The organism is Actinomycetospora sp. 2LY8.5, from assembly GCF_057180585.1.
The window spans coordinates 1-12,688 of sequence record NZ_JBXUHE010000060.1 but is presented as its reverse complement, the minus strand read 5'-3'; the positions used below and the strand labels follow the sequence as shown (position 1 = coordinate 12,688).

Annotated in this window: 12 protein-coding genes and 1 pseudogene; 12 read left to right on the top strand and 1 reads right to left on the bottom strand. The window is 74.4% G+C overall.

All coding sequences use genetic code 11. The features are described from left to right. Positions 1–45 precede the first annotated feature (45 nt). The 5 genes and pseudogenes from AC2A1K_RS33015 to AC2A1K_RS32995 all read left to right on the top strand — a co-directional run bounded on the left by AC2A1K_RS33015 (position 46) and on the right by AC2A1K_RS32995 (position 3,763). Positions 46–249, top strand: a complete 204-nt coding sequence (locus AC2A1K_RS33015) for a hypothetical protein (RefSeq protein ID WP_483900591.1) — start codon at positions 46–48, stop codon at positions 247–249. Continuing rightward, positions 246–866, top strand: coding sequence for a nucleotidyltransferase family protein (locus AC2A1K_RS33010; protein ID WP_483900603.1), 621 nt, complete (start codon positions 246–248; stop codon positions 864–866). The genes AC2A1K_RS33015 and AC2A1K_RS33010 overlap by 4 nt, the downstream gene beginning before the upstream one ends. Next, positions 863–2,314, top strand: a complete 1,452-nt coding sequence (locus AC2A1K_RS33005) for an NAD-dependent malic enzyme (protein WP_483900590.1) — start codon at positions 863–865, stop codon at positions 2,312–2,314. Before AC2A1K_RS33010 ends, AC2A1K_RS33005 begins: the two co-directional genes overlap by 4 nt. 96 nt (positions 2,315–2,410) lie before the next feature. After that, positions 2,411–2,848 (top strand): cyclic pyranopterin monophosphate synthase MoaC, encoded by a 438-nt coding sequence (moaC, locus tag AC2A1K_RS33000; protein WP_483900602.1) that lies wholly within the window; start codon positions 2,411–2,413, stop codon positions 2,846–2,848. 19 nt (positions 2,849–2,867) lie between these two features. Further along, positions 2,868–3,763, top strand: a pseudogene (locus AC2A1K_RS32995) (molybdenum cofactor biosynthesis protein MoaE). A gap of 353 nt (positions 3,764–4,116) precedes the next feature. Here AC2A1K_RS32995 and AC2A1K_RS32990 read toward each other — a convergent pair. Continuing rightward, entirely contained in the window at positions 4,117–4,791 is a 675-nt protein-coding gene (locus AC2A1K_RS32990; protein WP_483900589.1) for a LysM peptidoglycan-binding domain-containing protein, read from the bottom strand. A gap of 532 nt (positions 4,792–5,323) precedes the next feature. Here AC2A1K_RS32990 and AC2A1K_RS32985 point away from each other — a divergent pair. The 7 genes from AC2A1K_RS32985 (at position 5,324) to AC2A1K_RS32955 (ending at position 12,546) form a co-directional block, all read left to right on the top strand. Further along, positions 5,324–6,214 (top strand): AAA family ATPase, encoded by an 891-nt coding sequence (locus AC2A1K_RS32985; RefSeq protein WP_483900588.1) that lies wholly within the window; start codon positions 5,324–5,326, stop codon positions 6,212–6,214. Positions 6,215–6,242: 28 nt separating this feature from the next. Continuing rightward, positions 6,243–7,469 carry a vWA domain-containing protein gene (locus AC2A1K_RS32980; RefSeq protein ID WP_483900587.1) on the top strand — a complete coding sequence of 409 codons (1,227 nt, stop codon included), beginning with the start codon at positions 6,243–6,245 and terminating at the stop codon, positions 7,467–7,469. Beyond that, positions 7,462–8,625, top strand: a complete 1,164-nt coding sequence (locus AC2A1K_RS32975; RefSeq protein ID WP_483900586.1) for an XdhC family protein — start codon at positions 7,462–7,464, stop codon at positions 8,623–8,625. Before AC2A1K_RS32980 ends, AC2A1K_RS32975 begins: the two co-directional genes overlap by 8 nt. Positions 8,626–8,756: 131 nt before the next feature. After that, positions 8,757–9,038, top strand: coding sequence for a hypothetical protein (locus tag AC2A1K_RS32970; RefSeq protein ID WP_483900585.1), 282 nt, complete (start codon positions 8,757–8,759; stop codon positions 9,036–9,038). Positions 9,039–9,096: 58 nt separating this feature from the next. Further along, entirely contained in the window at positions 9,097–10,422 is a 1,326-nt protein-coding gene (locus AC2A1K_RS32965) for an iron-containing alcohol dehydrogenase (RefSeq protein ID WP_483900584.1), read from the top strand. 19 nt (positions 10,423–10,441) lie between these two features. Then, complete coding sequence (locus AC2A1K_RS32960; RefSeq protein ID WP_483900583.1) at positions 10,442–11,872, top strand: MadS family sensor histidine kinase; 1,431 nt, start codon at positions 10,442–10,444, stop codon at positions 11,870–11,872. After that, on the top strand, positions 11,869–12,546 hold the full coding sequence (locus AC2A1K_RS32955) for a MadR family response regulator transcription factor (protein ID WP_337701649.1): 678 nt from the start codon (positions 11,869–11,871) through the stop codon (positions 12,544–12,546). Before AC2A1K_RS32960 ends, AC2A1K_RS32955 begins: the two co-directional genes overlap by 4 nt. Positions 12,547–12,688: the final 142 nt, after the last annotated feature.

The following is a 12,688-nucleotide window of genomic DNA, read 5'->3' as shown; positions in this document are numbered from 1 at the left end:
AGGTGCGGCAGACTGGAGCTCCGCCGACCGGGAGGACAGGGAGAGATGGCCGAGGACCACGCGACCGGAGCCCAGGACGAGACCGCGCCGCGCCAGGATCCGTGGTGGCCGGAGGTCGAGGGCGGCCACCCGATCACGGAGCTGATGGCGCCCACCCAGGGCTCGCCGTCCCCCTTCGGCGAGACGCAGTTCCCCCTGCCGGCCGACCAGCTCGGCTACGAGCACCCGGTCACCGAGATCAACCGCTGACCACGACAGCGACCGTCGCCGGCCTCCTGCTCGCCGCGGGCGGAGGCCGGCGCATGGGCCGCCCGAAGGCCGCCGTCGAGCTCGACGGCGAGCCGCTCGTGCGCCGCGCCGCCCGGGCCCTCACCGCCGCGGGGCTCGCGCCCGTCGTGGTCGTGCTCGGTGCGGGCCTGCCCGGTACCGCCGCGCTGCTCGACCCCGGTACCCGCTGGGTGCCCGCGCCCGGCTGGGACACCGAGGGCCAGGCCGCCTCCCTGCGCGCGGGGCTGGACGCCCTCGAGGAGACCGACGCCGTCGCGGCGCTCGTCACGCTCGTCGACACCCCGGGCATCGGCCCCGACGCCCTCGCGCGGGTCGCGGCCCGCGCGGACGGCCCAGGCGGTCCCGACGTGCTCGCGCGCGGCGCCGTCGGGGGACGGGCGGGCCACCCCGTGCTGCTCGGCCGGGCGCACTGGAAGGCTGTGCACGCGGCGGCCACCGGCGACACCGGCGCGCGGGGGTTCCTGCGCGGGCGGGACGACGTGGCGGCGGTGGAGATCGGGGACGTCGCCGTCGACGACGACCTCGACACCCCCGACGATCTGCAGCGCTGGTGGGCTCGACGAGAGGAGACACGGTGACCGTCCCGGGACCCGGTTACGCGATCACGGCCCGCGTCGAGGCGCCGGCGAGCGCCACCGCGGCGGGCGACCTCGCCGTCGCCGTCGGGCGCGTGGGCGGCGTCATGACCGCGTTCGACGTCGTCGAGTCGCGCGCGGACTCGATCATCGTCGACATCAGCTGCAACGCGCTGTCCGAGGAGCACACGGTCCAGATCACCGACGCCCTCGACGCGCTCGACGGCGTGCGGGTGCGCAATGTCTCCGACCGCACGTTCCTGGTCCATCTCGGCGGGAAGATCGAGGTCAACGCCAAGGTCGGCCTGCGGACCCGCGAGGATCTCTCGCGCGCCTACACGCCCGGCGTCGCCCGGGTCTGTCAGGCGATCGCGAAGCGGCCGGACGACGCGCGCAGCCTGACGATCAAGCGCAACACGGTCGCCGTGGTCACCGACGGGTCCGCGGTGCTCGGGCTCGGCAACCTCGGCGCCGCCGCGTCGATGCCGGTGATGGAGGGCAAGGCGGCGTTGTTCAAGCGTTTCGCCGGCGTCGACGCCTGGCCGGTCTGTCTCGACACCCAGGACACCGAGGAGATCATCTCGATCGTCCGCGCGCTCGCTCCCGTGTACGGCGGGATCAACCTCGAGGACATCGCCGCGCCGCGCTGCTTCGAGATCGAGGAGCGGCTGCGCGACATGCTCGACATCCCCGTCTTCCACGACGACCAGCACGGCACCGCCGTCGTCGTGCTCGGAGCCTTGCGCAACGCGCTGCGCGTCGTCGGCAAGGAGATGAACGACTGCCGGATCGTCGTCTGCGGCGTCGGCGCCGCGGGGTCGGCGATCATCCGGCTGCTGTTGCCCCTGGCGCCGGCCGACCTGCTGGCCGTCGACGTCGAGGGGATCATCCATCCCGACCGGCCGGGCCTGCACCCGAGCCTGGGGTGGGTCGCCGAGCAGACCAACCGCGGCCGGCGCTCCGGAACGCTCACCGACGCGATGCCCGGCGCCGACGTGTTCATCGGGGTGTCGGCACCGAACCTCCTCTCCGAGGCCGACGTCGCCGGGATGGCCGAGGGCGCCGTGGTGTTCGCACTGGCGAACCCCGACCCGGAGATCGACCCGGCGATCGCCCAGCGGCACGCGTCGGTGGTGGCCACCGGCCGGTCGGACTACCCGAACCAGATCAACAACGTGCTCGCCTTCCCGGGCATCTTCCGCGGGCTGCTCGACGCGCACGCGCGCGGCATCTCCGACGTCATGCTGCTCGCCGCCGCGGCCGCGATCGCCGACGTCGTCTCCGAGCCGAACCCGCTGTTCATCGTGCCCAGCGTCTTCGACAGCACGGTCGCGACGGCGGTGGCGTCGGCGGTGCGCAAGGTCGCCGACTCCGACCGCGTCCCGGTCGGCGAGGCGCTGTCCGTCGGCCGGGAGACCGCCCGTGCGGTGGAGGACACCACCGATGAGTAGGACGCGCGGCGACCAGGGGAGCATGCCGACAGGGGAGCTGGACCGTTGAGTGAGGGCTCGGGGCTGACCCACGTGGACGCCACCGGCGCCGCGCGGATGGTCGACGTCGGCGACAAGGAGGTCACGCGCCGCACCGCGACCGCGACCGGCGTCGTGCGGACGACCTCCGAGGTCACCGCCGCGCTGCGCGACGACACCGTCCCCAAGGGCGACGCGCTCGGTGTCGCGCGGGTCGCGGGGATCATGGGCGCCAAGCGCACGCCGGACCTCGTCCCGCTGTGCCACCCGATCCCGCTGGCGGGGGTCACCGTCGACCTCGAGGTGGGCGACGACCACGTCGCGATCACCGCCACCGCCCGCAGCGCCGACCGCACGGGCGTCGAGATGGAGGCGCTCACCGCGGTGGCGGTCGCCGGCCTGACGCTGCACGACATGATCAAGGCGCTCGATCCGGCCGCGACGCTGGACGCGGTGCGCCTGGAGCACAAGGAAGGGGGGCGGTCCGGTGTCTGGACCCGACCCGACGGCCGCTGACCCGACCCGCCGCGCGCGGGTGGTGACCGCGTCCAACCGCGCCGCGTCCGGCGTCTACACCGACCGCGGCGGGCCGATCGTCGTCGAGTGGCTGCGCGGCCAGGGTTTCACCACGCCCGACCCCGTGGTCGTCCCCGACGGGGAGCCGGTGGCCGCGGCGCTGCGCGAGGCCGTCGCCGACGGCGCCCACGTCGTCGTCACCACCGGCGGCACGGGCATCTCGCCCACCGACGCCACCCCCGAGGCGACCCGCGCGGTCCTCGACTACGAGATCCCGGGCCTCGCCGACGCCGTCCGCCGGGCCGGGGCCGATCAGGTGCCGACGTCGGTGCTCTCACGTGGCGTGGCCGGGGTCGCCAAGCGCACCCTGGTGGTGAACCTGCCCGGCTCCCCGGGCGGGGTGCGCGACGGGCTGGCCGTGCTCGAACCGGTGCTGGCCCACGCCGTCGACCAGATCCTGGGAGGGGACCACCCGTGACCACCAGCGTGCCCGCGCGCGTCCTGCGCGCGACCGTCACCGAGGAGCCGCTCGACGTCTCCGAGCACGCCGCGCTGGTCGACGATGCCGCCGCGGGCGCGGTCGTCACGTTCGCGGGCGTCGTTCGCGACCACGACCACGGCCGCTCGGTGACCGCCCTGGACTACGAGGGCCACCCGAGCGCCGCGAGCGTCGTGGAGAAGGTCGCCGCCGAGGTCGCCGGGCAGTTCCCCGGCGTGCGGGCGCTCGCCGTCACCCACCGCGTCGGCGCCCTGGGGATCGGCGACGTGGCGCTGGCCTGCGCCGTCGCCGCCGAGCACCGCCGCGAGGCGTTCGACGCCTGCAGCGAGCTCGTGGACGCCGTGAAGCGCGAGCTGCCGGTGTGGAAGCGTCAGGAGTTCACCGACGGCACCGAAGAATGGGTCAACTGCCCCTGACCCACCTCCCCGATGGCTCGCCTCGGGCGGTCAGCTCATCGACAGCGTCTGACCGGGGAAGATCATGTTCGGGTCGGTCAGCACGCCGGTGTTGGCCGCGGCGATCGAGCGCCAGGACCTGCCGTGGGAGACGGCGATCGTGCTGAGCGTGTCGCCGTCGCGGACGGTGTAGGAGCCCGACGAGGACGAGGACCCGGAGTCGCGGACCTGACGGGTCTCGGAGCGGCTGCTCGAGCCGGAGTCCTCGTCCTCCGTCGTCGTCGGAGCCGCTCGACGACGAGCCAGAGGATCCCGAGGACCCCGACGACCCCGGCTCCACGCGGGAGCCGGGGCCGTCGGGCGCGTGATGCGGATCAGCGCAGGGCGAGCTGCTGCCCGACGTTGAGGGAGTCCGGGTTCGCCAGGGCGTTGCGCTGGGCGACGGACTGCCAGGAGACGCCGTTGGCGGCGGCGATCGAGCTCAGGGTGTCGCCCGCCGCGACGGTGTGCGCGGCCCCGGGGGCGGCCGGCGCGGTCGCCGGCTGGGCCGGCTTGTCGGTGCGGGCGGGGGACCGGATGCCCTCGGAGTCCGAGTCGTCGGAGTCCGAGTCCTCGGAGCCGGAGCTCGAGGAGGAGCCCGAGGAGCTCGAGGAGCTCGACGCACCGGAGTCGGACTCCGTGTTGGCCGAGCGGTCGGTGTTGCCGGTCTTCTTGGAGCACGTCGGCCAGGCGTTCATGCCCTGCTCGGCCTTGACGCGCTCGGCGACCTGGATCTGCTCCGCGCGGCTGGCGTCCTCCGGCTGGCCCGAGCCGCCGAAGGCGCGCCAGGTCGAGTCGGTGAACTGCAGACCGCCCCCGAAGCCGTTGCCGGTGTTGATGCTCCAGTCGCCGCCGCTCTCGCACTGGGCGAGCTCGTCCCAGTCGGTGTCGGCGGAAGCGAGACCCGTGGTCAGGGCCATCGGGGCCGCGGCGACCGCGCCCACCAGGGCGATCTGGGCCGCGCGCCGTCCGAGGGCGCGCGCCAGCGACTCATCGGTATTCCGAGCCATGACCTCTCTCCGTACCGCGCCGCGCGGGCGGAGCCTCGCGAGCGGGTCGACGGCCGGTTCCACGCGGCCTCACCGCCCGTGGGTGCGCAGGGGGCACCCGGGGCCCTGCTGTCCTCGCGCTCGTCCGGTCCGCCACTTTCGTTTCGGGGCAGGTCACCCGGGAACGCTGGACGAGCGTCGGCGCGGCGGTCCCGGGGGTGTCGGGCCCTCGGCACCGGTCGGGTGCTCGCAGAGGGCCGCCAGGGACGGTACGGAGCACTCGGCGTCTTTCAAGCCGTGCTCATGCGACCGCCGTCACCCGCTCGTGACGGTTCGTGACACCGCCGTGCTGGACGAGGGGCCGGATCTCCTGCTCATGTACGGAGTCGATCTCGCGCGCAACCGCTTCCGCCGGGCGCGTCGCAGATCCGTATCTGTGCGTGGCCTCACGGCCCGCGCACGGCCGTTCGGCCCAACGAATCTCAGGCGCCCGCGGTCACAGGACCATCCAGTGGCTACCCATCGGGCAGTGGGACATGCTGGAGCAGTGAGCGTGACCACCGAACCCAGCAGCCCGGACGACCTGGCGCGGGCCCTCGACACCACCGGCTACCTCGCCGACGAGGGCCTCGCGTCCGCGGCGTTCCTGGCGCTGCGCATGGGTCGCCCGCTCTTCTGCGAGGGCGAGCCCGGCACGGGCAAGACGGCGCTGGCCCAGGCGCTGTCCGAATCCCTGGGCCTGCCCCTCGTGCGCCTGCAGTGCCACGAGGGCATCGACGCGTCCCAGGCCCTCTACGACTGGGACTTCCCGCGCCAGCTGCTGCACCTGCGCGCGCTCGAGGCGTCGGCGAGCGCCTCGCACACCGAGCTCGACGTCGACGCCGTCGAGTCCTCCCTCTACGACCGCCGGTTCCTCCTGGCGCGCCCGGTGCTGCAGGCGCTGCAGGACGCGCCCTGCGTGCTGCTCGTCGACGAGGTCGACCGCGCCGACGACGAGTTCGAGGCGTTCCTGCTCGAGGTGCTCGCCGAGAACTCGGTGACGATCCCCGAGATCGGGGTCGTGAAGGCCGGGACGCCGCCGCTCGTGGTGCTGACCTCCAACCGCACCCGCGAGGTGCACGACGCGCTCAAGCGCCGTTGCCTCTACCTCTGGCTCGAGCACCCCGACCTCGCCCGCGAGACCGCCATCCTGCGCCGGCGCCTGCCCGACCTGCCCGAGGAGCTCGCCGGGCAGGTCGCCCAGGCCGTGCACGGGCTGCGCGGGCTCGACCTGCTCAAGCCGCCCGGCGTCGCCGAGTCGATCGACTGGGCGCAGGCGCTGCAGCTCATCGGGGCCCGCCACCTCGACCTGACGTCGGCCACGGCCACGCTGGGCGCGGTGCTGAAGTACCGCGAGGACGCGGACCGGGCGCGCGACAAGCTGGACGCCCTACTCGCCTCATGACCACCTCGGGCGAGCGGAGCGACGGGGAATGACCGCCGGTGACACGGGCGGGAGCAGCGACGGGCCTGCACCCCGCCCCCACGCGGGCGCGGTGCTGGCCTCCGGGGTCGTCGAGGACCTCCGCGGCGACACCGCCCCGGACGGTGACACGGTCCTCGAGGACTTCGTCGCCTTCACCCGCCTCGTCCGCAACGCCGGCGTCCCCGTGACTACCGACCGTGTGGCCGCCTACCTGCAGGCGCTGCGGCTGTCAGACCTGTCCAGCGAGGTCGCCACCTACTGGGCGGGGCGCCTGACGCTGTGCGCCGACCCCGATGACGTCGTGCGCTACGACCACGCGTTCGCCGCCTGGTTCTCCTCCGACCCGCGCGACCAGCGGATGGGCCGTCCCGCGCCGCCCACGCCGCGGATCTCGACGATGGCCGCGCTCACCGACCCGCCGCCCGGCTCCGGGGAGGGCGACGACGAGGAGACCCCCGAGCTGCGCGTCGCCGCCTCCGGCGAGGAGGTCCTGCGCGACCGCGACATCGCCGAGCTCTCCATCGGCGAGCGCGAGCACCTCAAACAGCTGCTCGCCCTGCTGCGCCCCGCCCCGCCGAAGCGCCGCGCCCGGCGCCGGCGGCCCGCCCGCCGTGGTGAGCCCGACCCGCGGCGCACGCTGCGTGCGGCGCTGGCGGGCGGCGGCGAGATCGGCGACCTGCGCCGCCGCGCCCGCCGCGAGCGCCCGCGCCGGGTGGTCCTGCTCATCGACGTGTCCGGCTCCATGAGCCCGTACGCGGACACGCTGCTGCGTTTCGCGCACGTCGTCACCCGGCGCACGCCGCGAGCCGTGGAGACGTTCACGCTCGGGACGCGCCTGACCCGCGTGACCCGCGAGCTGCGTCAGCGCGACCCGGAGCGCGCGCTCGCCGACGCCGGGCGCGCGATCCCGGACTGGTCGGGCGGGACTCGGCTCGGCGAGGTCCTGCGCGCGTTCCTCGACCGCTGGGGTCAGCGCGGGGTCGCGCGGCGCGCGGTCGTCGTCGTGTTCTCCGACGGCTGGGAGCGCGGGGGCGCCGACCTGCTCGGCGAGCAGTCCGCCCGGCTCGCCCGCCTGGCCCATCGGGTGGTCTGGGTGAACCCGCACGCCGGCAAGAGCGGTTACGCGCCGGTGCAGGGGGGAATCGCGGCGGCCCTCCCGCACGTTGACCGGTTGCTGGCGGGCCACTCCCTCACCACATTGGCCGAGCTGCTGGAGGTGCTGCGGGATGCGTGACGTACTGCCCACGTTGGAGTCCTGGTGGGCGGAGGGTCGCCCGACCGCACTCGCCACCGTGGTCGGGACCTTCCGGTCCGCCCCGCGCCAGCCCGGGGCCTCGATGCTCGTCGGCAACGACGGGCAGGCCGTCGGGAGCGTGTCCGGCGGCTGCGTCGAGGGCGCGGTCTACGAGCTCGGCTCGGGCATCCTCTCCGGCACCGACGAGGCGACCCTGCAACGTTACGGCGTCTCCGACGATGACGCGTTCGCGGTCGGCCTGACCTGCGGCGGCATCCTCGACGTCTACGTCGAGCAGGTCGACCGCCAGTCGTTCCCGCAGCTCGGGGCCATCGCCGCCGCCGTGCGCGAGCACCGGTCGGTCGCCGTCGCCACCGTCGTCTCGGGGCCCGCGGACCGGGTCGGGCGCCGGCTGGTCGTGTGGCCCGAGGAGGTCGAGGGCAGCACGGGCTCGGCCCGCCTCGACGACGCGCTGCGCGACGACGTCCGCGGCCTGCTCGCGGCCGGGCGCTCGGCGCTCGTGTCCTACGGCACCGACGGCGAGCGCCGCGGCGAGGGCCTGCAGGTCTTCGTCGAGTCCTTCGCCCCGCCGCCCCGGCTCATCGTCTTCGGCGCCATCGACTTCGCCGCCGCCGTCGCGCGGATGGGCACCTTCCTCGGCATGCGGGTCACCGTCTGCGACGCCCGCCCGGTGTTCGCGACGTCGAACCGCTTCCCGGAGGCCCACGAGGTCGTCGTCGAGTGGCCGCACCGCTACCTCGCCGAGGAGGCGGAGGCGGGGCGCATCGACTCGCGCACCTCGCTGGCCGTGCTCACCCACGACCCGAAGTTCGACGTGCCGCTGCTCGAGGTCGCCCTGCGGCTGCCCGAGATCGGCTACATCGGGGCGATGGGGTCGCGGCGCACGCACGACGACCGCAAGCAGCGGCTCATCGAGGCCGGGGTGACGCCGGCCGAGCTGGCCCGGATGTCGAGCCCGATCGGCCTCGACCTCGGCGCCCGCACCCCGGAGGAGACCGCGGTGTCGATCGCCGCGGAGATGATCGCCCAGCAGTGGGGCGGACGAGGCACGCCGCTGTCGGGCCGCGACGGCCCCATCCACTCCGAGTCCAACGTCGAGCCCGCGATCCCCGCGGCCTCGTTGAGCCAGAGCTAGACCACCCGCGCCGTCAGGAGCGGGTACTCCCGACCCGTCGCCGCGGTCGCCGGGTCGCTCAGCCCTCCTCGGCCTCTCCCGGGAGGTGCGCCGCGTGCGACCGGCACGCTGCGCGTGATCGAACAGCCGACATGCCTGCTGGACGCGCCGACCCCGGCCTGCACCTGCGGCTCTCCGGCGACCGTCTGGACGGGAAGATCGAGGAGATGCTGGCGCAGGACAGCCGGATCCGGCATCTGGTCGACGGGATGGGCCTGGCGAGGTTCCGGCGCCGGTGGGCCGAGGAGGCCTTCCTCGTCGAGCGCCCGGTGCCCGCGAGGGCGGTCGACCGGTGTGACCGGTGTCGCGACCTGCACCGATCGGGCACGACGGGACCTGTCCGTACCCTGCCGTCGCCCGCTGTCTCTCTGTAACGTGGGCTACATCGTCGTGCGGGTCGGCCCTTCGGCCGGTCGGCAGAGAGGGGGCAGCGTGGTCCTCGTCGACAGCGTGACCCGCGCCGGGGAGTCGGTCATCGCCCATCGACGCTCCCACGAGCCGGTGGGCGGCGCGGCCGGCGCGCCGGCCGCGCCACCGCGGAGCCCGGCCGAACGGGCCGCTGGACGCACGGGCACGCGTTCGGGCACGGGGACCCCCCGCCTCGCGAAGTTCCACGTCCCGGAGATCCTCTTCGGTCCCGGGTCCCTGTCCGAGGCGGCCCACGCCGCGGTACGCCTCGGCGCGCGCCGGCCCCTGCTGGTCACCGACCCCGGGCTGTGCGCCGCCGGCTGGCCCACCCAGCTGGGCGCCCACCTGGCGGAGGCCGGCCTGCGGCCGACCGTGTGGGACGGCGTCACGCCCAACCCCAAGGACCACGAGATCGCGGCCGGACACGTCGTCTACCGCGAGCAGGGGTGCGACGTCATCGTCGCGCTCGGTGGCGGCTCGGTGATCGACGCGGCCAAGGGCATCGCGCTGCTCGCCGGCAACGGCGGCCTCATCACCGACTACGAAGGCGTCGACCGGATGGCGCTGCCCATCCCGCCGATGGTCATGGTGCCGTCGACCTCGGGCACGGGCGCGGACGTCTCGCAGTTCTGCATCGTCACCGACACGGCGCGCAACACCAAGATCACGATCCTGGGCCGGGCGCTGGTGCCCGACATGTCGATCGTCGACCCGCACCTGCTCACCACGATGCCGGACTGGCTCAACGCCGCCACGGGACTCGACGCGCTCACCCACGGCATCGAGGCCTACGTCTCGCGCGCCCACAACCCGCTCACCGACCACCACGCGCTGCAGGCGATCGCCCTGGTCGGCGAGCACCTCGAGCGCACGATGGACCACCCGGCCGAGGAGTCCGCGCGCACCTGCATGGCCCAGGCCGCGCTGGAGGCCGGGCTGGCGTTCACCAACGCGATCCTCGGGGCGGCCCACGCGATGAGCCACCAGGTCGGCGGGCTGCTCGACCTGCCGCACGGCGTCATCAACGGGGTGCTGCTGCCGCACGTCATCCGCTTCAACGCCGAGCCGGACCCGCACCGGTTCGTGCCGATCGCCCAGGCACTGGGGCTGCCCGGCCGGGTCGCGCCCGACTCGACCGCGGGCGCCGCCGAGGCCGCGGAGTGGGCCGCCGCGGAGGTGCGCCGGATCGCCGACGAGCTCGGCGTACCCAAGGGCCTCGGCGAGATCGGCGTCACCGAGAACGACGTCCCGATCCTGTCGACGATGACGCTCGCCGACGCGTGCCTGTCGACCAACCCGCGCGAGGCCGACCAGACCGACATCGAGGCGCTGTTCCGGGCGGCGCTGTAGTGCACTGCCGGAGCGCTCCGTGAGCAGCCGTACGGAGACCGACCACCACGATCTGGACCAGCTCACCGGTATCCGGTCGGGCAAGCCGTCCTTCTACATCGAGTACCTGGCCTCGGCCGAGCGGCTGCGGCGGGTCATCCACGCCCTCGACCGGATCTCGCGGGCGCTGGTCCGCACCACCGAGGGGCCGGGCACGCTCGTGCGCTCGGTGGCCGAGGCGGCCGCCGACCACCTCACCGCCCACTGGGTCGTGTTCGCCCTCGCCGACGGTGCGCTGCCCGAGGCCGCGCCGCGCCACCTGGTGCTCGGCCCGGCCGGCGACGAGGTCGACGCCGACGACCCGGAGCTGCCGCCCTGGGTCGTCACCCACCTGCACGCCGTGCGCTCCGGGGAGGGTCACCGCCACGAGGACGGCGAGGCCGCGTCAGGGGCGCCCGCCGATCAGGGGGCGGACGTCCGGCACGACCCCCACCATCTGCACGTGCCGGTGCACCTCGACGGCGACGTCGTCGGCGAGATCGTGGCCTGGACCGGCGCCGAGCGGGCGATCGACGCCACCGACGCCTCGGTGCTGCGCGTCCTCGCCGGGCAGACGGCGGCCGCGCTGCAGAACTCGGCGCTGCACCAGCGCACGATGCGGCTCTACGGCGAGGCCAGCCGGCACGCCGAGGACCTCGCGGCGCGCAACGACCAGCTCCAGCGCACCCGGGACGCGCTCACCGTCGCCCGCCAGCGCGAGGTGCTCGACTCCGAGCGCCACCGCATCGCGCGCGAGCTGCACGACTCGGTGACCCAGTACGCGCTCTCGGCCGGCATGCAGATCGAGGTCGTGCGCTCGGAGATCCGTGACGAGCGCCAGCGCGAGCGCCTCGAGACGGCCAAGGCGCTCACCCGACGCGCGGTGGAGCAGCTGCGCTCGGCCATCTACGCCCTGAACCACTCCGGCGACCGCGGCCCGCAGAGCCTGCCCGCGATGCTCGAGGAGCTCTCGACGGTCCACATGCCCTCGGACCTGCGCGTGCAGGTGCGCCTCGAGGGCCGGCCGGTGGCGCTGTCGTCGGCCGCCGAGCGTTCGCTGTTCCGGGTGGCGGGCGAGGCGCTGTTCAACGCGGCCGTGCACGCCGAGGCGAGTGTCGCCGTCGTCCGCCTGGCCTACCGCAAGGACCGCCTGGTGCTGTCGGTGTCCGACGACGGCTCCGGCGACCCCGAGCACGTGCGACGCTCCCTGCGCGTCGCCGCCGCCGGCGATCTCGACGGCTCCCACCGCGGCCTGGCGAACATGGCCGAGCGGGCGCGCGAGATCGGCGGCACACTGCGTATCCGCCGCGCCCCCCAGGGCGGCATCCGGGTCGAGGTCGGGGTGCCACTGGGCACCTGTCCGGCCGTCGCCTCGGGAGCGCCCGCCGAGAACTCCTCACCGAGTACCGAGGAAGCCAGGAGCAGGTCATGACCGAGATCCGCGTGCCCGCACGCTCCACCGCCAAGCGCGGGGAGGTGCGCATCGTCCTGGTCGACGACCACGCCATCGTCCGGCAGGGGCTGCGCTCGGTCCTCGAGCGCGAACCGCAGTTCGCCATCGTCGGCGAGGCGTCCAGCGCGGCCGAGGCGCTCGCGGTCGTCGCCCACCAGCGGCCGACGATCGTGCTGCTCGACCTCAAGCTCTCGACCAGCTCCGACTCCGAGGGCCTGCAGCTGTGCCGCCAGCTCACCCAGGCGCACCCGGGCGTGGGCGTGCTCGTGCTGACGACGTTCCTCGACGACCGCCTGGTGGTCGAGGCCGTGCACGCGGGTGCGCGCGGCTACGTCGTCAAGGACGTCGACACCACCGAGCTGACCTCGGCGATCCGCGCGGTCTCCCGCGGCGAGTCGGCGTTCGACTCGCGCTCCGCGGCGGCCGTCGTGCGCTCGCTCAACGGTCAGCAGCCCCACGGCGACCCGCTCACCGGCCGCGAGCTCGACGTCCTGCGCCTGCTCGCCCGCGGGATGTCGAACCGCACCATCGGCCGCGAGCTCTTCATCTCCGAGACCACGGTGAAGTTCCACGTCGGCAACCTCATGCGCAAGCTCGACGTCACCCGCCGCGCCGAGGCCGTCTACGCCGCCTCGAAGATGGGGCTCATCTAGCCGCTTGACGGAGATGCCGCTGCCTAATGCTTCTGTCAAGCGGCTTGGACCGGCCGATGGTCGAGACGGTAAGGCTGGCGGGTGCGCAACATGGCGTGCAGGACGTTGACCCGCCGGCGAGCGAGCGCAATCACGGCTTGTT